At 58.6% G+C, this 21523-nt stretch carries 16 protein-coding genes and 2 tRNA genes; 13 read left to right on the forward strand and 5 right to left on the reverse strand.

Annotated elements, in window-relative coordinates:
• Positions 1 to 103: 103 nt before the first annotated feature.
• The 3 genes from DW796_RS01240 (at position 104) to DW796_RS01250 (ending at position 7229) form a co-directional block, all read left to right on the forward strand.
• Positions 104 to 3757 (forward strand): Spy0128 family protein, encoded by a 3654-nt coding sequence (locus DW796_RS01240; RefSeq protein WP_118094019.1) that lies wholly within the window; start codon positions 104 to 106, stop codon positions 3755 to 3757.
• On the forward strand, positions 3750 to 5402 hold the full coding sequence (locus tag DW796_RS01245; protein WP_158567662.1) for an isopeptide-forming domain-containing fimbrial protein: 1653 nt from the start codon (positions 3750 to 3752) through the stop codon (positions 5400 to 5402). Before DW796_RS01240 ends, DW796_RS01245 begins: the two co-directional genes overlap by 8 nt.
• Positions 5403 to 5525: 123 nt before the next feature.
• A complete protein-coding gene (locus tag DW796_RS01250; protein ID WP_118094021.1) occupies positions 5526 to 7229 on the forward strand; it encodes an isopeptide-forming domain-containing fimbrial protein in 1704 nt (567 codons plus the stop codon).
• 148 nt (positions 7230 to 7377) lie between these two features.
• Here the strand turns inward: DW796_RS01250 and DW796_RS01255 are convergent, their stop codons facing one another.
• The 5 genes from DW796_RS01255 to DW796_RS01275 all read right to left on the reverse strand — a co-directional run bounded on the left by DW796_RS01255 (position 7378) and on the right by DW796_RS01275 (position 11179).
• Complete coding sequence (locus tag DW796_RS01255) at positions 7378 to 8523, reverse strand: polymer-forming cytoskeletal protein (RefSeq protein WP_118094022.1); 1146 nt, start codon at positions 8521 to 8523, stop codon at positions 7378 to 7380.
• A gap of 106 nt (positions 8524 to 8629) precedes the next feature.
• A complete protein-coding gene (locus DW796_RS01260; protein WP_233539629.1) occupies positions 8630 to 9319 on the reverse strand; it encodes a trimeric intracellular cation channel family protein in 690 nt (229 codons plus the stop codon).
• Between the two features lie 204 nt (positions 9320 to 9523).
• Positions 9524 to 10531 (reverse strand): hypothetical protein, encoded by a 1008-nt coding sequence (locus tag DW796_RS01265; RefSeq protein WP_118094023.1) that lies wholly within the window; start codon positions 10529 to 10531, stop codon positions 9524 to 9526.
• Positions 10532 to 10949: 418 nt separating this feature from the next.
• Positions 10950 to 11040, reverse strand: a tRNA-Ser gene (locus tag DW796_RS01270).
• Between the two features lie 48 nt (positions 11041 to 11088).
• A tRNA-Ser gene (locus DW796_RS01275) sits at positions 11089 to 11179 on the reverse strand.
• Between the two features lie 505 nt (positions 11180 to 11684).
• Here DW796_RS01275 and rpsF point away from each other — a divergent pair.
• From rpsF to DW796_RS01325, 10 genes are all read left to right on the forward strand, one after another.
• Positions 11685 to 11978, forward strand: coding sequence for a 30S ribosomal protein S6 (gene rpsF, locus DW796_RS01280; RefSeq protein ID WP_006235831.1), 294 nt, complete (start codon positions 11685 to 11687; stop codon positions 11976 to 11978).
• A gap of 48 nt (positions 11979 to 12026) precedes the next feature.
• Positions 12027 to 12479, forward strand: coding sequence for a single-stranded DNA-binding protein (locus DW796_RS01285; protein WP_006235830.1), 453 nt, complete (start codon positions 12027 to 12029; stop codon positions 12477 to 12479).
• Between the two features lie 72 nt (positions 12480 to 12551).
• Positions 12552 to 12818, forward strand: a complete 267-nt coding sequence (gene rpsR, locus DW796_RS01290; RefSeq protein WP_006235829.1) for a 30S ribosomal protein S18 — start codon at positions 12552 to 12554, stop codon at positions 12816 to 12818.
• A 15-nt stretch (positions 12819 to 12833) separates the two neighbouring features.
• The gene (gene rplI, locus DW796_RS01295; protein WP_022094073.1) at positions 12834 to 13373 is read left to right on the forward strand and encodes a 50S ribosomal protein L9; all 540 of its coding nucleotides are present in this window, start codon (positions 12834 to 12836) and stop codon (positions 13371 to 13373) included.
• A 218-nt stretch (positions 13374 to 13591) separates the two neighbouring features.
• Positions 13592 to 14989: a replicative DNA helicase gene (gene dnaB, locus DW796_RS01300; RefSeq protein WP_006235827.1), complete on the forward strand. Its 1398-nt coding sequence runs from the start codon at positions 13592 to 13594 to the stop codon at positions 14987 to 14989.
• Positions 14990 to 15082: 93 nt separating this feature from the next.
• On the forward strand, positions 15083 to 16369 hold the full coding sequence (locus DW796_RS01305; RefSeq protein ID WP_118094024.1) for an adenylosuccinate synthase: 1287 nt from the start codon (positions 15083 to 15085) through the stop codon (positions 16367 to 16369).
• Between the two features lie 118 nt (positions 16370 to 16487).
• Positions 16488 to 17792: a phosphoribosylamine--glycine ligase gene (gene purD, locus DW796_RS01310; protein WP_118094025.1), complete on the forward strand. Its 1305-nt coding sequence runs from the start codon at positions 16488 to 16490 to the stop codon at positions 17790 to 17792.
• Positions 17793 to 17813: 21 nt separating this feature from the next.
• Positions 17814 to 18509 carry an NUDIX domain-containing protein gene (locus DW796_RS01315; RefSeq protein WP_187362345.1) on the forward strand — a complete coding sequence of 232 codons (696 nt, stop codon included), beginning with the start codon at positions 17814 to 17816 and terminating at the stop codon, positions 18507 to 18509.
• A 184-nt stretch (positions 18510 to 18693) separates the two neighbouring features.
• Positions 18694 to 20466, forward strand: coding sequence for an ABC transporter ATP-binding protein (locus tag DW796_RS01320; RefSeq protein WP_118094026.1), 1773 nt, complete (start codon positions 18694 to 18696; stop codon positions 20464 to 20466).
• A gap of 19 nt (positions 20467 to 20485) precedes the next feature.
• Entirely contained in the window at positions 20486 to 21451 is a 966-nt protein-coding gene (locus DW796_RS01325; protein WP_118094027.1) for a hypothetical protein, read from the forward strand.
• Positions 21452 to 21523: the final 72 nt, after the last annotated feature.

Below are 21523 nucleotides of genomic sequence, written 5' to 3' on the forward strand. Positions count from 1 at the left end.
AGGGGACAACTATGGACGCACACCGTTCGCGGTCGCTGGGTATGGCGGCCCTGATTTCATTTTAATTAGCCTCACCGCCGCAGTTTTTCACGGCGCAGCTCCAGTGCGCGCCGAGGATGCGACGACGCCGACGCCGATTGTGATCGATGAGAAGACGGCGAAGGTTGATGTCAAGCTGTTTACCGACGAGAACCATACTCAAGACCTCAATGGTGCCGTAACGTCTACTTCGAAGCTCTATGGGGCTTTTTCGGCACAATTCAAAAGCGGCGAGGCGCCTTCGCCCGAGAACTATATCGCTGTCTATGAGCTTCCCGGCACCATCGTCGTTGACGATAACGCCGGTGGCAACCTCATGGAGGGCCCGGAGGCGACCGCTGACAAGGCTGGCACGTGGAAAATCGAGGACAATAAGATCATCTTTACGTTTGATAAGAGCTGGCTTGACAAAAACCCTGCGGAAATTTTTGTCGGAGCCAATTTTTCATTTGAGTTAGCAAATAAGAACGCTGGCTCGGACAGCAGTACACCTATCAAGTTCCCCGGTGCGGGATCAATCAATATTCCAACTACGGATGGCGCCGTCAAAGGGGAGAAATCGGGAGCCTTCTCCCAGGGAGCCGACGGCGTGGCCAAGGTCACCTGGTCTGTTAAGCTCACCGTCGAGTCGTACGCTACGAACGTCAAGTTTACTGACAGCCTAGGCGACAACTTTGAGTTTGTGGACGGCAGCTTCACGCTCGATGGCAAGAAGCTCGGCCCGCAGCCAACGATCAACGGTCAGATTGCGACTCTCGACACCTTAGGCAACGTTTCCCAGGGGGAGCACACGATTGCCTATGAGACGAAGCTAAAGAGCGGCGTTTCAGCAAGCAACGGCGAGTGGATAAACGACCAAGAAGCATCCAAGAACACGGCAACGTGGGAGTGGGGCGGCTTGAGCAATCGCCAGAGCGGCTCCATGACTGCTGCTCCCAGCAAGTTTCGTTACGACATGATCAACAAGTCCAACGGCTCGGGTACACCGTCCGACATCACGTGGACGGTCACGCTCAACCAAGGCGAGATCAAGGCCGACATGAGCGGCTACAAGTTCACCGATACGCTTGACGATAAGCAGGCCTATATGGGGAGCTACACGGTTTACAAGGGCAGCTCGGGGTCGGAGGTTCTTCCGGGCGGCGTGCTTGACTCGTCGCAGAGCTCGTTTACCTACACATTCCCGACCGATCTTGTCGACAAGTACGCCACCTACCGCATCGTCTATCACGCAAAGATGAACGATACGAGCTCGTACGATACCGTGCATAACGACGCGGCCATCGAGCGCGAAGGCTCCGTTTCCGGTGCCGATGAAGGCAGTTTCACGCCGCAGCTGACGGGTGTTGTGCCGATCACCAAGAGGCTCGTGAGATCCGATGAGGCGGCGACGACGGGCAGGGCGACATGGGAGACGAAGGTCGCGCTGAAGGCGATCGTCAATGCGGTCCATCCAGGCGAGGTGACGGTGAAGGACACGTTTCAGTCGGCATGGTCGCAGAAACTCGGTGTCGACGAAAGCTCCATTACCATTAAAATCGGCAATACCGAGCTGGTTCCGGGCACCGACTGGAGACCAACGACCAGCTATCCGGGTAATGAAACAAAGAAAAACTACGACCTCAAAATCATCGTTACCGACAAAGTGAAAGCCGCTCTCGAGAACGAGGACTACGCCGTTATCACCTACAACACCACATCAGAAGCGCTGTCGGGCTGGTACTCAAACTTTGCGTCGGTCAGCGCGCCGGGCCTGAAATTACAGCGGTCGTTCACCGAACCCGTCAAGTACGTTGTCAACCAAGAAACGAAGCCTGCGGTCGAGAAGCCGAAAGCGGAGTCGAAGGTGTCTTGGGTTGAGAACTTCGATTGGCATACCGTTAACGGCTCGGATGAGAAGGGCGCCTGGATCGTCGACTGGACGGTGTATGCAAACCGCCAAAAGGGTAATAAGGGCGCAAATGGCGAGTTCGAATGCTTTGGAGCTGGAAAGCTGGGCGGGAAACCGCTGAATATCGTTGATAGCCTTCCGGATGGTATGAGCTATGTCGCGAATTCCGCAAAGTTCACGCTCGTGCAGAATCCCTACGAAGAGCATACGGGGCTTGGTCGCGGAAGTGAGGCCAAGACGGTCGTTGACAATCAACAGCTTGCCACCGACAACGTCAGCAGCGCCGGCAATACGGTCACTTTCTCCATCCCCACAACTGGGCTTGGCGACTATGCCGGCTATGCGAAGCTCACATACAAAACAGCGGTCAAGCGCAGCGAGCTCGATGTCTCTAAGAATGAGGTGAAGTTCACCAACTCGGCAAGCGCCGAGTCGGGAGACAAGAAATTCGATACCGGTAGCGGCACCGTCACCATTAAGAACAACGTCATCAAAAAGACTGGTGAGCAAGTCAGTAATAGCAACCGTATTAAGTACACCATTCTTGTTAACGAGTCTGGCGTTGCCCTTAAGAATGGCACTGACTTCCTCGAGCTCGTCGATACCATGGATGCCAAGTGCACGCTGGTGCCGTCGACGCTTAAGGTCTATGAGTGCGTGAACGGTGCCTGGTCACCGCTGACTGATAAGGACTATTCGTCGAAGATGGAACAAGTCAAGGATGAATCTGGCTCGCGTACGAAGTTGACTCTTGAGGTGCCCGACGAGAAATACCTCAAGGTCGAGTACGAAGTTATCCCGACCGGAAACCCCGGTGAAGAGGTGTCTCTTTCCAATACCGCCGAGCTTACGGGTGTGACGGAAGGCTCGGCGATCGACGAGCAAAAATGGACCATCCAGAGCGCTTCTGCCAGTGCGGGCGGCAACGGCTACGATATCACGATGACCAAATACGATGCGCAGCAGGTCGGTGCTACGCTCAAAGGGGCGGAGTTCACGCTCTACAGCGTGAATATGGACCAGGTTGCGGATGACGGAAATGTAGAGAACGCCAGAACGCCGTTTTACGAGGCCGCGACCGACGACAACGGCAAAATCTCGTTCGGCACAAGCGACAAGAAGATGAGTAATTGCGTGCTCTACCAGCTCGTGGAGACCAAGGCGCCTGTTGGCTATGCCAAGGCCGATCCCACGTGGATCATGCTCAAGGGCAGCGCGAGCGAAGAGGATTATCAGGCTGCGCTAACTAAGGCAAAGGACATCGTCGACGGTGCGGAGATCATCGACGATACAAAGAAGGACGAGATCTGGGTCTACGACAACCGCATGACGGGCAAGGCGGTCATTAACGCAAAGAAGGTGCTCAAAGGTGGAACGTTCAAGGAGGGGCAGTTCTCGTTTGCGCTTAAGGATGGCGACGACAGGGTGCTCCAGACGGTGACCAATGATGCCGCGGGCAACGTCTCCTTCAACGTCGACTACAACAAGGCCGGCACCTATACTTACACCATCTCCGAGGTTGTTCCCGAGGGCGCCGACGAGAACAACGTCAAGGACCACATCACCTACGACACAGTCGGGCACAATGTCACGGTTAATGTGACTATCGACAATAAAAATGAGCAGCTCGACACCGTCGTCAAGTATGATGATGACTCCCAGGTGCCGCCGACTTTTATCAACAAGTATTCGACCACGCTTCCTGAGGCGGGCGGGGCTGGCTTGACTATGACGTATCTGGCTGGTGCATCGCTGCTGTGTTTTGCTGCGACATGGATGCATGCTCGTCGCCATCGCGATCGGGATCGAGGTGGTAGCCGTGAGTAGGCTTAACCGCCGCTTGTTAGCTGCCGCGACGATAATCATGGTCGCTATTCTGTCTTTCGCGATTGCCCCTGGGACGGTTCATGCTGCCGATACTGGTGCCATTACGGTGGACGGTACGGTTGCGACGCGGTATGACGCGTACCGGCTCTTTTTGGCGACCGTTGCCGACGATGACGATGCTGGCCAAAAAATTGCAACTGACGTAACGTGGGCGAATGACACGGTTCGTCAAACTGCTCTTTCGGTGCTACATGATGCGGGGCTCGATAGCTCGACATCGACGGCGCAAGAGGCTGCCGAATGGATGAATGCCGACGGGCACATGACGACCACGCTGACAGCAAAACTTGCCAGAGCAATTTGCAAAGTCGGCGTCCCTTCTGTGACCCTTAACGCGGGCACGACGGCCGAGCTGCCCTGCGGCTACTGGCTCATCGTCGCCGACGACGAGGCCATTTCCCAGAACGAGGCCGGCACCGCGCCGATCATGGCCCTGGTCGGCGGCGCCGCCGTCACCGTCAAGCCCAAGGCGGCGACCCCCAAGGTGTCCAAGCATGTGCTGGAGGACAGCACCGCCGCTTGGCAGAAGGCCGCCGACGCCACGGTCGCCGACGACCTGTACTGGCGCCTCTCTGCCACGGTCCCGGCGGGCCTTGCCGCCTACGACACCTATACGGTGCGGTTCGTCGACACCATGGGCGCGGGGCTCGACCCCTCCAAGGTGGCCGCGAGCATGCGCGTGTACGCGGCGGCGGGCACGGACGGCGGCTTCGACGCCGTCTCGGCCGGTAAGGACGACCGTGTCGGCACCGAGCCCGCGAAGGGCTGGACCGATATCACGGCCCAGTGCGCCACCAAGGTAGCGGCGGACGGTAAGACCTTCACCGTGCGCACCGGCGACCTGATCGCCGCGCTCGGCGGGGCCGACGCCTTCACCGCGGGCGCCCGCGTGGTTGCTGTCTACAATGCGCCGTTGGGGGCCAACTGCAATCGAGGCGCCACCAAGGGCAACCCCAACGAGGTCTACCTGCGCTACCCGCGCTCTCCCCTCGCCGACCAGTCCGGCGACGTCGGATTCACCCGCACGCCGAGCGATGACGCGTGCGCCTACACCTGGGGTCTCAGTCTGATCAAGCGCTCAAGCTCGGACGATAAACCGATCGCGGGCGCCAAGCTGCGCATCATCGATGACCGCGGGCGCATCCTAACGACTGACGGCTCGTGGTCGACGGATGCCGACGCTTGTGTCACCACGGGCGCGGACGGCCATGTGGAATTGACCGGTGCGGACGCGGACGTCTACACCGTCGAGGAAATCGCGGCACCCAAGGGCTACACCGCCTTTGGGGGCAAGCGTACGGTGACGGTTACGGCCGAGGGTCTGGACGTTAAACAGGTGGCGGCCGCGAAGCCCAAGGTGACTGTATCGGTCGAAAGCCCTCTGCGGGTTGATGCAGCCGATGCCGGGACGGGTTCGATTGAACTGTCAGTGCTCAACACCCCAAGCAAAGAAGTTAGTCGAGGCTTTATGCCCTCGACGGGAGATAGAACGTTGGTGCTGGTGGCGGCTTTGGCTGCCATCGGAGTGGCGGCTATTGTCGCCGCGTTCGTCATCAAGCGAGGAGGAGGTCGCCGTGAAAAATAATTGTCCCCCCCCCTTGCTCAATGGCGTACTGCCTCCGTAGCGAGTGACGAGCAGGTCTACCGACCTGATGATCATTGGTTTTGAAAAAGTTACTAGAGAACCCTCCAAGAAAGAGGACCAAACATGAAGATAACCAAGAACATCGCCCGCCTGGCAGTAACCGCCGGCCTCACAGCAGCGCTGAGCTTCGGCTGCGTGATGGCCCCGGTGACCATGGCGTTCGCGGTTGAGGGTGCGACGACTGCGAACGGTTCGGTGACTATCGAGAACGTTGAGGGTAACACTACCGAGTTCAAGGGCTATCAGATTTTCAGGGCCGATGTTGCCACCAATGGAACCGTCAGCAACATTACGTGGGCAAACATTAATGTGCAGAATGCTGTCGAGAGCTTTATCCAGGTGGAGGACGAGTCCTATGCGGGAAGGACCGCCCAAGACGCCGCGGACTGGATCACGAAAAAGGTAGAGGGAGCCGGTAAGACAACCCGCGTTGAGTTCGGTTCCATTCCATACAAGATTGCCGACAGAGTGGACGGTCTTACCGAAAGCGTGACGACGACCGGCAAAACCGTTTCCGGTCTTGAACATGGTTACTGGCTCTTCGTAACCGATCCCGGCACCATCGAGACTGGTGACGCGGGTACGTCCCCCATCTTCACTGTCGTGGGAAGCGCGCCTGTTAAAATTACCGAGAAAACGGGCGTCCCCACTGTCGAGAAGAAGATCGTGAGCGACGCCGACGGTATGGAGCACGACGCTGCTGACTCTCAGATCGGCCAGGACGTGACGTACAACCTTTATGGCACCGTCGCCGAGAACTTCGACAAGTACGGCACGTATTTCTACCAGTTCTCCGACCAGATCTCCAAGGGTCTGACGCTGCAGGAGGGCGCCAAGGTCTATCTGTATAAGAACAGGAACGACGCTAAGGCCGATCTCGCCCGCAAGAAGGGTACGGATATTACTACCAACTTCATTAAATCGACCGACACGGCCGCCGAGGATGGCAGCATGACGACGAAGTGGACCTGCGATAACCTGAAGACCGTCAAGGGCGTCACTAAGGACTCCTATATCGTTGTCTCTTATACGGCACGGATTAACGAGCACGCTATTGTTGCTGGCACTGAGAGTAACAACAACGCCGTGATACTTAAGTACTCCAACAATCCCATGGACAAGGATAGCAAAGGCCAGACCCCGCCCGATACGGTCAAGGACTACACCTACGGTCTCAGGATCAATAAGGTCGACCTGGGTACCGAGACGAAACTTCCAAATGCTCAGTTCACCATTACGACCAATGGAGACGAGAAAAACGAACAAGTAAAGTATGTCGATGATAAGGGCAAATTGAGCACCAACGAGGTTATTCTTAAGACGAACGGCGATGGTGTCATTACGCTTACCGGTCTCGATGCTGGCGTCTACACCGTCAAGGAGGTTTCTGCTCCCGATGGCTACACCGCAGTCGACCCCTTCACCTTCGAGATCAGGCCGACCATGACCGACGATGGCCCGGCCGCTGGCCTCACCAGAGTCACTGGTGAGCTTAAAACCAGCCAGGAAACCAAGGTCATCGCTGGCCTCAACGATACAAGTGCCAGAAAGGTTGGCGATAATAAGCTTGATTTCAAAGAAGGCACCCTTATTAACACCGATGATGGCACCTTCAACATCACCGTCGGCGATACCAAGCAGATTAACCTCCCGCTGACCGGTCTTAACGGTGTGACTTTCACTTGGATCGCTGGTGGCGCGGTGCTGTGCATTGGCGTGGCGCACCTCATCCGTAGTCGTAAGCGCGACGACGGCTCTGAGGAGTAATTGCTCGTCTCGAATATCAACACGAGATATGAAAAAGCGGGGCACCCGGTTGATGCGATCGGGTGCCCCGCCTCGTTTGTTGGTGCAAAGAAACCTGATCCTCTTGCACCACCATAAAGGTGCCTGTCCCCTTTGTGGTGGTTGGCGGCTAAGCGGTGGGGAGTCCTGGCGTGTTAGCCGGCTGCTGCGGCTTGAGGCGGGCGTTTCGCCAGATGATCTGGATAACGTAGCCGAGCATAAAGACAAAGGCCACGCCGCTGATGAAGTCACCTACGAGGGGAAGCCCCGTGAGCGCGCCTGCGATTATGCCGCCCACGGCTGCCATAGCGTAGCGGTTCTGGTTGTGTCCGACCATGCGGGCGAGCGCGCACCCCGCAAAGGCACTCGACACCAATGCGATGCCGATAACGCCGCATAAGAGGGTTCCGGCAAGCGGCAGGCCAGCGATAGAGATAATTAGCAGTAGGACGGCGGGGACGATAGCAATCGTGCCCAGAAGACCGCTCACCCACAGGGGCATGGGGCGCTGGTGGAGCATACCGGCGGCGCTGGCAGTCGCACGCGGAAAGACGAGCTCGAGCAGCAGGGCGACAAAGCAGGTCGAGAGTGCCGCGGCGACGATACCGCCGATGACATCGTTAACGGTGGAAGTATCCTCGTTCTCGGTGCGGTCGATCTTGAGTGCGCCGACCTCGGCTCCCGCGGCGCGCTCGGGGTCCTCGGAGACGTGCGCGTTCACGGTGCCGGTGATGTGGGCGTTCTTGCCCAGGATGAGCTTGTCGGCCCAAACCTCGACATCGCCATCGACGGTGCCGTCGATGGTTACCGTATCGCCCGCGAGCGCTGCCGACTTGGTGGAGCCTCGCAAGGCGACCGTCTCGCCTATCGCGTAGAAACAGTTGGCGGTGCTGTCGGAATTGAGAACGACATGCTGGCCAGCAACGGTCACGCTGCCATCAACCGTGGTCTTGGCAATGTCGATGGTGCGTGCCGCCAGACGGACGGCGCCGCCCACCGTGCAGTCGCGAATTGAGAGGGTATCGCCCGCGGCAATGATATCGCGGTCGATGGAGACATCGTCCAGTTCGAGACTCTGACCGGCCCAATACAGGTCGCCCTCGACACCGGACGGATTAGAGTCGTTGTCGGTTGCAAGTACGTTGCCTGCCGTGTCCGTGCCGGCAAATGACGCCGTGGGAAGTGCGGTGAGCGCCAGCGCGATGAGCGCGAATAGGATGGTGATGCGGCCCCACGCTTTACGGCGCTGGGTCGACGGGAATTGATTGCGGGACATAGTGAATCCTTCGTCAGATGCTCGATATGTACTTAACAGGGTACCCAACGCGCGGGCGCTCTAAAAGAACCTCTCGGTTGCATTTCGAAGGATGAGCCCGCGCTACCTACTTTTTGCGATGCAAAAAGCGCGCGATGTCCTCTTCGGTGGGGCTTTTGATGTCAAAGCGCAGCGAGAGCCAGCGCAGACCCATGGTCACGACAACGCATACGATCAGCGCGGCGACATTGCTCATGATGCCGCTCATAACGAGACACACGTAGCTTGTCGATCCGGCGATGGCCGCGATGGCATAAAAGTTAGTGCGTTGAAAAATGCCCGGAACCACGCCCATAAAGCCGTCGCGCAGCATGCCGCCACCTACTGCGGTGAAGAAGCCCATCATGATGCAAACGACGGGCGCAAAGCCGTAGACCAGCGCCTTGTCTGCGCCGGTTGCCGCATAGATGCCGACCGAGATGATATCGAGCAAGGGGATGAGTTTTTCGGGCTTGTCGACGATTGCCGGGAAAATGTAGATGATGGCTGCCGTGGCGATGGAAAGTGGGAGTGCCATCGGCTGGTTGAGGATGTAGACGTTGCCCACCTGCAGCGTCATGTCGCGCAAGAGACCGCCGCCCAGGCCACAGACCACGGCGAGTGCGACCGCGCCCACCAGGTCGAGCTTATGCTCGCGCGCGACCAACACGCCCGAGATCGATGCAGCGACAACAGCGAACATCTCGAGCCAAAACGGAATGGCGACCATAGCATCCGATGCATGTGAGGTAATGGTCATAGCGGCGACGACGGGCAAGATGGGGTCCTTTGGATCGTGGGTTTAGACAATGCCCGTACATAGTACATGCTTGACGGGCGTGGCGACCCTATTGCTCGGTAAACGGTCGGGACTGGGCACGGTCATAAGTTCCAAACATGTACATCAGCCTCCAAAGATGTTGAAAAATGTCGGTTTTGGAGGGTGATGTACATGTTTTGGCGCGGGGTGTGCGGGTCGACGTTACTCGGAGGGCGTCTCAATGTCCTTCATGCCCTTCCAGTTGCGGATAAGCGTCTTGCGCAGTTCGTTTTGCTTTCGCTGATACTCGGCATCAGTGCAGCGAGGCATACCGAGGGCTTCGCGAATGCTATTCATGGCACGGTGAAAGGCGAGCTGGTTCGCAAACTGTGCCGAGGTGAGCGTAACGATTCGATATCCCATTTGGGCGAGCGCGGCCTCTCGTTCCGCGTCCGCTCCCTTGCGTTCGACCTCGTCGTGGAAGCCGCCCTTATATTCGATGCCGAGTTCCTTGCGCTTATAGGTAATGAGGGCATCGATTTTGAGTGTTCGGGCTTTTGTGCAATGCCAGAGACGTTGAGGGATCTCGAGTGGTTGGTTGAGCTCGATACCTCGAATGCCAACGCCGCCTTCGCTCGCTGGGAGCGAAAGGGCAATTGCCGATGCAGTCTCCATGGGCGAGGCCGAGTGGTCGTAGATGTGTCTGAGCGCGAGACGTGCGCGCGTGGCGCCGGGTTTGCCAGGGTGCCGATCGAGTAGCTCGACAATTTCGTCCTTGGAGGTGGTTGCTGATTGCTCGGTATAAGGGTCAGAGGGATTGGGGCCCATGCGATAGTTGCCGCAAACTTCGTAGCCATACTCGAGGTATTCGATCCTATCCATCCATTCGGCAGCGAGCACGAAGGTGAAGGCTTCGTCGGTGATAAAGATGCCGGGCGTCAACTCGTCAATGTGGTTGTAGGGTAGGTTTTGGCCGAGAACATGGCAAGTGACACCGTTGGTGCGAATTCGCTCGAAAGCAAATACTACGGAGATGTCGATAGTCTTGAGCATATCGGGCGGAATGCCGCAGTCGGTGAGGGCCTGTCGTATGCGAGCGATGCGTTGCTGGGTGGAGAGGCCTCGCGCACCTATCTGGTAGTCGCGTTGTGCGACGGCTTGCACCAAGTCCCACGGAGCATGATGGACAAGCCACGCAGTTTTATGCGAAACGAGAACAGGGGTATCCATTGGGGGCCTCTCACTCTGAGTCGATACCCAACTCTTATGTCCGTTGAGGTGGGGAAATATACCGGATGCGAGTAAGTCGACTCGTGCACAGTGTGTGTCATATGCAAACGTGTACATCACCCTCCAAAAACGACATTTTTTGACATCTTTGGAGGGTGGTGTACGCGTTTGAGATTTGGGCTGGAATCGACCGCGATGGGGGCGTGGCTGAATAGGAGGGATGTCCAAATTTTGAGCGGAGCTCAAAATTTATGCGGTCGGCTTGCACCGACCGCACTGCGCTAAAAACGCGCCACTGGCGCGTTTTCTTTACGCTCCGCGTCCTGACGGGTTCGAATCCCTCCTCCTCCGCCGTATTTGCTTGTAAGGGACTCTAAACAAAAAAAGCCCCCGTTTTCGGGAGCTTTCTCAACCAAAATGGCGGAGGAGGAGGGATTCGAACCCTCGTGACCTTATACAGGCCAAACGGTTTTCGAGACCGCCGCATTCAACCACTCTGCCACCCCTCCGCGTGGGGTAAAAACAAAGCAGGCTCGAAGGCCTGCTTTGGAATTAACTGGCGGAGAGTCAGGGATTTGAACCCTGGAGACGCTTTTGACGCCTACACGATTTCCAATCGTGCTCCTTCGGCCACTCGGACAACTCTCCGTTAAATGCGAGAGTCAGTATACACGAGGAATCGCAAAGTGCAAACAGAAAAGTTGGCATTTTTTAAAACGCCTTGCCGCGCTTGACGTTGCAGTGGGGTTTAAGGTGCCAAAAAACGGCTTCCGACCAGCGTGGTTGATCAACTCAATTGTTCAAAAAAGGGTATTCATAAGCGACTTGGCAATGAATTTAAAAATCTTTGGGTGGTGCTGTGGGCCACTGGTATGCATTTTGCGACCACAGCCTTGTGCCCGTTGACCTGCGGCTTGGCTCAGCTTGTCCCCACGGCACCGTATCTTGTCAACAGATCCGTCAAGCTTTTGGTCAGCATTTGGTTGGAATGCGCATGAAACGTCGTGTGAGTATGGGCATATGTGGAGGTCATGAGGTTGTAGCTGCATATTCTTGCAGCCTAGGAGGTTGAAAGATATTATTACCAAGTCTTTTCCTGCTTCAGGCGCACCTTCACGACCTGAAGCCACATTTGCCCAGAGGAGGTGACAATATGAAGGCTTATGAACTGCTGTTCTTTGTTGACCCGTCGCTCGACCCCGAGACTCGTCTCGCTGTTATGAAGCGTATCGATACCACGATCGCTGAGGGCGCTGGCAAGGTCGACTCCGTTGACGAGTGGGGCAAGCGCAAGCTCGCCTACGAGATCAACGACCTCACCGATGGTGACTACACCCTCATCAACTTCCACGCAGATCCTACCCAGATCGCCGAGCTTGATCGCGTCCTGCGCATCACCGACGCTGTGGTCCGCCACATGATCGTCCGTCGCGACGACCAGGAGTAAGACTGTCGTTTTGGACTGGGCTTGTGCCCCAAGAGGAAGTAGTGAGTTATGAGCATCAATCGAGTGAACATCACCGGTAACCTCACCCGCGATCCCGAGCTGCGCGCCACCGCCGGCGGAACCCAGGTTCTGTCCTTTGGCGTCGCCGTGAACGATCGTCGCCGCAACGCGCAGACTGGCGAGTGGGAGGACTATCCCAACTTTGTCGACTGCACCATGTTCGGCACCCGCGCCGAGGCCGTGAGCCGTTTCCTGGCAAAGGGAAACAAGGTCGCGATCGAGGGCAAGCTGCGCTACAGCTCTTGGGAGCGCGACGGCCAGCGCCGGAGCAAGCTTGAGGTCATCGTCGATGAGATCGAGTTTATGAGCTCCCGTGGTGGCCAGGGTGGCTACGATCAGGGTGGTTACGCCCCCGCAGCTCCCGCGCCCGCAGCACGTCCTGCCGCACCGGTGGCTACGCCGCCCGCGGTCGACGTCTACGATGAGGACATCCCGTTCTAAGGGTTGTTCACCTATTTTTGAGTGAGAGGCGGCTTCGGTTCGCCGAAGTTGCCAAATGAAAGGTATTTTGACATGGCTAATGATTTTTCTGCACGTCAGCCGCGTCGTAAGTACTGCCAGTTCTGCAAGGAGAACACTGAGTTCATCGACTATAAGGACACTCAGCTTCTCCGTAAGTACATGACCGACCGTGGCAAGATCAAGCCCCGTCGCGTCACTGGCGCTTGCACGCAGCATCAGCATGACATCGCCAATGCCATCAAGCGCGCCCGCGAGATGGCACTCCTGCCGTACACCGTCCCCGTGGTTTCCTCTCGTGGCAACCGCGACCGCGGCTAAGAAGGGAGACGCATCATGAAGGTTATTCTTCTCGATGAGATCAAGGGCAAGGGCGGCGAGGGTGACGTCGTAGAGGTCGCTCAGGGTTACGCTGAGAACTTCCTGTTCCCCAAGAAGCTCGCTGTTGCCGCCACCAAGGGCAACCTCAAGCAGCTTGACGAGCGTCGCAACAACATCGCCAAGCGCGAGGCCGTCCGTCTGGCTACCGCCAACGAGACCAAGGCTGCCTTCGAGGGCAAGACGGTCACCGTTGACGTCAAGGTCGGCGACGAGGGCATCCTCTTTGGCTCCGTTACCGCCGCTATGATCGCTGACGCCATCAAGGCTCAGCTCGGTATGGACATCGACCGCAAGCGCGTCGAGCTCGGTAAGCCCATCAAGGTTGCCGGTGCCCACACCGTTGCCATCTCGCTGTACCGCGAGATCAAGGCCGAGGTTGTCGTTCTCGTCGGCGTTACCGCCGAGGAGCTCGCTGCCGAGGCTGAGGTCGAGGAGGCCGCTGAGGTCGCCGAGGCCGAGACCGCCGAGGTCGAGACTGAGGCTGCTGCCGAGTAGCATTTGCTGCAACGCAACAATCTTGTTCTAAGAAGGGCGCTCTGGGAAACCAGGGCGCCCTTTTGTTTTTTGCGCTGAGTGAGTTTCATGGTGAACGTTGCGTCGAAGTCCTATATACAGGACCGTTCATCCGTTTGGTTCGGTGATGATTGGCGGCGCGCGGCGCGTTTTGGGACCGTGGCTGATACTATGGATGCTCGCAAGCGATATGAATGAGGATGCTCATGGCATATGACGATAGGGAGACCGGGCTGACGGTTGAGGACCGCGGCTCCAAGTTGGGTCTTCCCCAAAACCAAGATGCAGAGGCCAATGTACTGGCCGCTATGCTGCTATCGCCCGAGGTGGTCGAAGAGGCCCAGGTCGAGCTGCAGCCCGATGACTTCTACCGGCCCATTCATAAGACCATCTATACCGCGATGGTCGATATGTACAACAGCCGCATTCCCATCGACTCCATCTCGCTGATCGATTACCTGCGAAGCATCAATAAGCTCGATGCCGTGGGCGGCGAAGCGTACATTTTGGAGTTGATGGGTCAGACCCTGTCGCTCGTCAACTGGCAGCATCATGCCGCCATCGTTCGCCGCGATTCGATGCTGCGCGAGCTGATCGGCGCCACCAACGAGATCAACGCGCTGGCATATAACGCCCCCACCGATACCAAAGAGGTCGTGGAGCTGGCCGAGAGTAAGCTGCTCAAGGTCACGGCACGCGAGGTCAAGTCGAGCTACAAGACGCTGACCGAGTTTATGGTCGAGGCCTATAACGAGGCCGAGGAAGTGTGCCAGGCCGGTGGCCAGGCTGCGGGCGTGCCCACGGGCTTCCCGTCGCTCGACCGCATGCTCATGGGTTTTCGCGAGGGCCAGCTCATCATCATCGGCGCCCGCCCTGCTGTGGGTAAGACGTCGTTCGCTCTGAATCTGGCGCTCAACGCTGCCGCTGCCGGTTATACCGTCGGCTTCTTCTCGCTGGAGATGTCGGGCAAGGAAATTGCCCAGCGCCTGATTTGCGCCTACGCCATGATCTCGATCAGTGACTTCCGCATGGGCCGCATTAGCCCCGAGCAGTGGGCCAATATCAACGAGGCCACGCAGACCTTGTCCAAGCTCGATATTCTGATTGACGATACGCCCGGCACCACGGTGACCGAGATTCGCGCCAAGAGCCGCCGCATGCTCCACAACAAGGAGAAGGCCATCATCATCCTGGACTACCTGCAGCTGGTGAGTCCTCCGCCGGGACGCCGCTCCGAGAGCCGTACCGTCGAGGTCTCCGAGATGTCGCGTGGTCTGAAGATCATGGCCAAGGAGCTCAAGATCCCGCTCATCGCGCTATCGCAGCTCTCGCGTCAGGTCGAATCCCGTACCGGCAAGCGCCCGCAGCTGTCCGACCTGCGTGAATCGGGCTCCATCGAGCAGGACGCCGATATCGTTATGTTCTTGGACCGATCCGCCGACGAGGCCGAGGCCTCGCGCGACGATCGACCCGACGAGGGCGTTACGCGTATCGTCGTGGCCAAGAACCGTTCGGGCCCGATCGGCGACGTCGACCTGATGTTCCTGCCGGCATCCACCAAGTTCTATGAGCTTGATGGGGCACATGCCGAGGAGTAGGACAGGCGCCCGTTGCACGGGTATACTGGGAATGTTTTGTGCTTCTGCGTGCCGGCGTGGCGCGTAGACAGTCCATGAATGTAAGGAGTAAACATGCCGTCAACCGTTTTGGTCGGTGCCCAGTGGGGCGATGAGGGCAAGGGTAAGATCTGCGACCTGGTCGCCGGTGACTTCGATGCCGTCGTGCGCTACTCGGGCGGCAACAACGCCGGCCACACCATCGTCGTCAACGGCAAGAAGTACGGCCTGCACCAGGTGCCCTCCGGCATCATGTATTCCGACCATGTGTCGGTGATCGGTAACGGCTGCGTCGTCAACCCCAAGGTTGTCCTTGAGGAGATCGACATGTTCGAGGCCGACGGCATCACCACCAAGAACCTCAAGATTAGCGGCAACGCGCATGTCATCATGCCGTACCACATCGACCTGGATGGCGCCTTTGAGCAGAAGCTCGGCAAGAAGAACATCGGTACCACCAAGCGCGGTATCGGTCCGTGCTATCAGGACAAGATGGCCCGCATTGGCCTGCGCATGCAGGATATGCTGGACGAGGCGCTGTTCCGCGACAAGCTGGAGACCGCTCTCGCCCGCGTGAACCCCGAGCTTGAGCTCATCTACAACCTGCCCACCTACACCGTGGACCAGATTTGCGACGAGTACCTGCCCATGGCCGAGCGCCTGCGTCCCTACATCACCGAGACGAGCCTGCTGCTCAACAACATGATCGATGAGGACAAGGACCTGCTGTTTGAGGGCGCCCAGGCGACGTTGCTCGACATCGACCACGGCACCTATCCGTACGTGACGTCTTCCAACTGCACCGCCGGCGGCGCCATCACCGGCTCCGGCGTGGGCATGAAGAACGTCGACCGCGTGCTGGGCGTCATGAAGGCCTATATCACCCGCGTCGGTTCGGGCCCCATGCCCACCGAGCTTTCCTATGAGTCCGAGGCCGGCCACACGCTGACCGAGGAGGGCTATGAGTACGGTGTGACCACCGGTCGCCGTCGTCGCTGCGGCTGGTTCGACGGCCCCATCGCCAACTACGCCTCACGCGTCAACGGCCTCACCGATATCGCCCTGACTAAGCTCGACGTGCTTTCGGCCTTCGACACCATCAAGGTGTGCGTGGCCTACGACGTCGATGGCGAGCGCTACACCAGCGTGCCCGAGCATCAGGTGCGCTTTGAGCATGCCAAGCCCATCTACGAGGAGCTCCCCGGCTGGAAGTGCGACATCACCGGTTGCCGCAGCTTTGATGAGCTGCCGCAGGAGGCTCAGGACTACGTGGCGTTTATCGAGGATCTGGCACACACCCGCGTGACGTTCATTGGCGTCGGCGCCGGTCGCGAGCAGATCATCAACCGATTCTGGAAGTAATCGGGACTATTTGGTTATTGCGATATACCCCTTTGCAGCCCAAGCGGGCGGCCGAGGGGTATATTTGCTTGCAAAGGGCTCGCGCGGAGCGGGCCATTCATCCATAGAGGAGGCACCCTTGAAGGCGGACACTCAAACCATCGACATCCTGTTGTTGGGCAGCGGCGGCCGTGAGCATGCTTTGGCAGCTAAGCTCGCAGCATCACCGCGCGCCGGCAAGCTCTACATCGCGCCGGGCAACGGCGGCACCGCGAGCTGCGGCGAGAACGTTGTTCTCGACGACTGCGATCCTGCGGCCGTGGCGGCGTTTGCGCAGAGCCACGGATGCGGACTCGTGGTAATTGGCCCCGAGGCTCCGCTCGTGGCGGGCGTGGCCGACGCCGTGCGCGCGGCGGGTATTCCCTGCTTTGGCCCGGGTGCCGAGGGTGCCCAGATGGAGGGCTCCAAGCTGTTCTCCAAGCAGCTCATGGAGCGCGCCGGTATCCCGACGGCAGCCTACGGCTCGTTCACCGACGAGGCTTCGGCTCTCGCCTACGTGCGCGAGCAGGGCGCCCCGCTGGTCGTCAAGGCCGACGGCCTTGCCGCGGGCAAGGGCGTCATCGTGGCGATCGAACTTGAGCAGGCCGAGGAGGCCGTGCGCGAGTGCTTTGGCGGCACCTTTGGCGATGCCGGCAATACTGTGGTCATCGAGGAGATGCTCGTTGGTCCCGAGTGCTCGCTGCTCGCCTTTACCGACGGCAAGACCGTGCGCCCCATGGCCACCTCGCAGGACCACAAGCGCGCCCTCGAGGGCGACAAGGGCCCCAACACCGGCGGCATGGGCGTCTACAGCCCGGTGCCCATCGTGACCGACGAGGAACACGCCACCATGGTGGCGGTCATGGAGCAGACCGTTGCCGAGCTTGCTGCCGAGGGCATCGACTACCGCGGCTGCCTGTATGGCGGCTTTATGCTCACGCCTGCCGGCCCCAAGGTGCTGGAGTTCAATGCCCGCTTTGGCGACCCCGAGACGCAGGTCGTGCTGCCGCGCCTTAAGAACGACCTGGTTGAGGTCATGCTCGCCTGCGCCAACTGCGAGCTCGATCAGATTGAGCTCGACTGGCGTGACGAGTGGGCTGTGGCCGTTGTCCTGACGAGCGCGGGCTATCCCGGCAGCTACGAGAAGGGCAAGGTCATCACCGGTATCGCCGACGCCGAGGCCATGGAGAACGTGACCGTGTACCACGCGGGCACCGCCGTGGTGGACGGCCAGCTCGTGACCAATGGTGGCCGCGTGCTTGCCGTGACCGCTCTGGGCGACACGTTCGAGAACGCTCGCAACCTTGCCTACGAGGCCTGCGAGAAGATTGATTTTGAAGGCAAGACCCTGCGCCACGACATCGGCCTGCGCGCGCTGCGCGGCCGCGACGCCTGGGATGCCTAAAATCCGAGAGGAATGAGACGGATGGACGAGAAGAACGAAGAGCTCGTGGACGCACAGATCGTCGAGGAGGACAGCCGCATGTATGGGCACGCCGAGGGCGAACCTGGTGGCGAGGTCGCTGACGAGCCGGCGCTGGTGCTGGGCGACGACGACCCGCACGATGCCGAGCTGCACGAGAAGATTCTTTCGGAGGAGTGCGCCTGGAAGGGCAAGATCCTCGACGTCCACCGTCTTGAGGTTGAGCTGCCTAACGGTCGCCGCAGCGCCCGCGATATCGTTCGCCATCCGGGTGCGGCGGCCGTTGTGGCGCTGACCGAGAGCGGCAAGATTGTGCTGGTGCGTCAGTACCGCACCGCCATCGACCGTGTGACGGTCGAGATTCCCGCCGGCAAGCTCGATCCAGGCGAGGACCCGCTCGATTGCGCCAAACGCGAGCTGCATGAGGAGACGGGCTTTAGGGCTGGTCGCATTCGCTTTTTGACGTCGATTGTCACGTCCTGTGGTTTTTGCGACGAGATCATTCACATCTACTTGGCTACCAAGCTGGAGTTTGATGCGCCCAACCCCGATGATGACGAGTTTGTCAACGTGGACCTGGTGCCGCTGCCCGAGTTGATCGACGCCGTACTCGACGGCAAGATCGAAGACGCCAAGACCGTCGTGGGCGCGCTTGCTTGCGACAGCATCGCGCACCGACTAGGCGGGGCCGATCTTTAACGAGCGGGAATGATCCCGCAGGTTTGTATAAGTCAGCGAAAGTGCTCCATTTGAGACAAGGTGGCCTAAAAGAGGAGGGAAGCGTATGGATATACGCGACCGACGATTGAAGGCCAGATTGTCCAAATGGAGCACTTGCAGCGTCGAGACGAAACGCGGTTTGGTAAAACCGCGTAAGGTGATTATGTTTAAAAGGTTTCTCTCGTATTACGAGCCCCAGATGGGGCTTTTTGTTGCCGATACTGTTTGCGCTCTGGTGCTTGCTGCCATTGACCTTGCGTTTCCTATTATTCTGCGCAATCTGACCGGCGGGTTGTTTACCCAGGGTCAGGCTGCCATTATGCAGGCGCTCGGTATGATCGCGGTGGGTTTGGTGCTGATGTATATCATCCGTTGCGCCTGCCGCTACTTTGTGAGCTACTGGGGCCACGTGATGGGCGCGCGCATGGAGTCCAAGATGCGCGAGGACCTGTTTGACCAGTACGAGCGCTTTAGCTTTGCGTACTTCGACCGTAACAGCTCGGGTGACATGATGAGTCGCGTGGTCAACGACCTGTTCGATATCTGCGAGGCGGCGCATCACGTGCCCGAGTGGATCATCATCTGCGGCATCGAGATTATCGGCTCGTTTGTGATCCTCTTTACCATCGCCCCGGTGCTGGCGCTTGCCATGGCTGTGGTGACAGCAGCGTTTGCGGTCATCATGTTTTGGCAGAACATGCGCATGCGCGAGGTTTTTAGCGACAACCGCAAAAAGATCAGCGGCATCAATGCGCAGCTGCAGGATTCGCTGGCGGGCATGCGCGTGGTCAAGAGCTTTGCCAATGAGGAGACCGAACGCTTCAAGTTCCGCGCCTCAAACAATCGCTATCTTTCGTCCAAGGAGAACATGTATCACGCCATGGGCGTCTATACCGCGACATATGGCCTGCTTTCGGGTGTGCTCTATGTGATCGTGGTGCTGCTGGGCGGCTGGCTGGTCGCCCAGGGGCAGCTGCAGGCGGTCGATATGGCGACCTTTGCACTCTATATTTCGCTGTTCTGCACGCCGCTCGAGACACTCGTCAATTCGGCCGAAACGTATCAGAAGGCTATCGCCGGCTTTAAGCGTATGGACGAGGTGCTCTCGACCGCGCCGGATATCCAGGACAAGCCGGGCGCCACGGATCTGCAGGTGACCGCCGGCGCCGTGGATTATCACGACGTGTGCTTTAACTACGAGGACGTTGAGCTGGGCGAGGGCGATGCCGAAGAGCGTCCCGTTATCGACCATATGAATCTGTCCATCAAGCCCGGGCAGACCATCGCTTTGGTTGGCCCTTCGGGCGGTGGCAAGTCCACGACCTGTTCGCTGCTGCCGCGCTTTTATGACGTGGCTGCCGGATCCATTAGCATCGACGGCCAGGACGTGCGCGATGTGACGCAGCAGAGCCTGCGCCGCGCCATCGGCCTGGTGCAGCAGGATGTCTACCTGTTTGACGGAACAATCGGCGAGAACATCGCCTACGGCAAGCCGGGCGCTACGACAGAGGAGATCGCCGAGGCCGCCCGTCGCGCCAACATCGATGCCTTTATCGAGTCGCTTCCACAGGGCTATGACACGGTCGTGGGCGAGCGCGGCAGCCGTCTTTCGGGCGGACAGAAACAGCGCGTTGCCATCGCGCGCGTGTTTCTCAAGAACCCCAAGATCCTGATTTTGGACGAGGCAACGAGTGCTTTGGATAACGAGAGCGAGGAGGCGGTGCAGGAGTCACTCGAAGAGCTGGCACGCGGCCGCACCACGATTATCATCGCCCATCGTCTTTCGACCATTAAGCATGCCGATGAGATTGCGACCGTTGAGCATGGTCGCGTTGTGGAGCGTGGCACGCACGAGGAGCTTCTCGCCCGTGGCGGCACCTATGCCCGTTACTATCGAATGCAGTTCGAAGGTGCGCGTGCGCACGAGCTCGACTGATTGATATGACAGGAAGTTTATGGCTGACAAGAACCCTTTGACTCCGGAAGAAGTGACGGAGTTATTCTCCGAAATCGATGCATCCGGTGTCTTGGATCCCACGCTTGCCAAAAAGCGAACCGAGCGCATGCGTGAGAAGGAGGCTGCGGCCAAGCGCGGTGACAAAGCGGCGCTAGCGCAGCTGCGCAGTGAGGACCGCGCGAGCCAGGCAAAACATATCGACCCGCTGTCCGAGGACGATCCTTCGGGCTCGCAGGTGAGCCATACCATTACGAAGACCGCGATGGCCGTGGTCATCGGTATTCTGGTGCTGATCGTGGGCATGCAGATCGGCTACGGCGTGATGCGCCGTCTGAATACCGCCAACCTGTCCGAGAGCGTTTCGGTGGATACCGTCTCGACCGCGCTCAAGGGCGGCCTTGAGTGGGGTAACGGCTTTACGCAGTTCCCGCTCGACTTTACCGTCGATGAAGCTGATGAGCGTACGGGCACGGTCGAGGTGACGGTGTTGGACACATCGTCTGCCAATGAGCTCGAGCTGCTGTCCAACGGGCAGATCCAGGCCGCGGCGCTTGCGACCAACGCCCTGCTCAACGACAAGATTGACCGCGTGGTGTATAACGTTCACGCCTATATCGACGAGGATAGCAACATTCAGCACGATTCCTTTTTTGGCATGTTTCCCGCGCGGGGTCATCAGAGCGCCATTTTGACGTTCGTGTGGACCAAGAGCTCATCCAACGCCACGAGTATCGACTGGAAGATGCGCATCGTAAGCATGGACGACACCATTGCCGAGCGCATTCAAAAACAGGTGAACTCGGTGTCGTCGTTGATTGAGGACCCGGTGGTGAGCCAGACCAAGATTGACGAGGAAAAGGCCGAACGTGACCTGGAGCATCGTCTGCATGGCCGCGAGATTTTCCGCGGCGGCAAGCCCGATCGCACACCGTCCGAACTGCTGGAGCAGGACAAGATAAAATAAGACGCCATCATCCCGCGTGAGCCACAAGCCCCGCGGGATGATTTTTCCGGGACGGGGATTAAAAAATCATTA

Origin of the sequence: Collinsella sp. AM31-2AC (assembly GCF_003469285.1) — a bacterium.
Taxonomy (GTDB): domain Bacteria; phylum Actinomycetota; class Coriobacteriia; order Coriobacteriales; family Coriobacteriaceae; genus Collinsella; species Collinsella aerofaciens_AT.

Coding starts and splice junctions, on each gene's coding strand:
- DW796_RS01325 (WP_118094027.1), top strand. CDS start 20,486: ATGGCTGACAAGAACCCTTTGACTCCGGAAGAAGTGACGGAGTTATTC.
- DW796_RS01255 (WP_118094022.1), bottom strand. CDS start 8,523: ATGTCCCGCAATCAATTCCCGTCGACCCAGCGCCGTAAAGCGTGGGGC.
- rpsR (WP_006235829.1), top strand. CDS start 12,552: ATGGCTAATGATTTTTCTGCACGTCAGCCGCGTCGTAAGTACTGCCAG.
- DW796_RS01265 (WP_118094023.1), bottom strand. CDS start 10,531: ATGGATACCCCTGTTCTCGTTTCGCATAAAACTGCGTGGCTTGTCCAT.
- dnaB (WP_006235827.1), top strand. CDS start 13,592: ATGCTCATGGCATATGACGATAGGGAGACCGGGCTGACGGTTGAGGAC.
- DW796_RS01320 (WP_118094026.1), top strand. CDS start 18,694: ATGTTTAAAAGGTTTCTCTCGTATTACGAGCCCCAGATGGGGCTTTTT.
- rplI (WP_022094073.1), top strand. CDS start 12,834: ATGAAGGTTATTCTTCTCGATGAGATCAAGGGCAAGGGCGGCGAGGGT.
- DW796_RS01285 (WP_006235830.1), top strand. CDS start 12,027: ATGAGCATCAATCGAGTGAACATCACCGGTAACCTCACCCGCGATCCC.
- rpsF (WP_006235831.1), top strand. CDS start 11,685: ATGAAGGCTTATGAACTGCTGTTCTTTGTTGACCCGTCGCTCGACCCC.
- DW796_RS01250 (WP_118094021.1), top strand. CDS start 5,526: ATGAAGATAACCAAGAACATCGCCCGCCTGGCAGTAACCGCCGGCCTC.
- DW796_RS01315 (WP_187362345.1), top strand. CDS start 17,814: ATGGACGAGAAGAACGAAGAGCTCGTGGACGCACAGATCGTCGAGGAG.
- DW796_RS01305 (WP_118094024.1), top strand. CDS start 15,083: ATGCCGTCAACCGTTTTGGTCGGTGCCCAGTGGGGCGATGAGGGCAAG.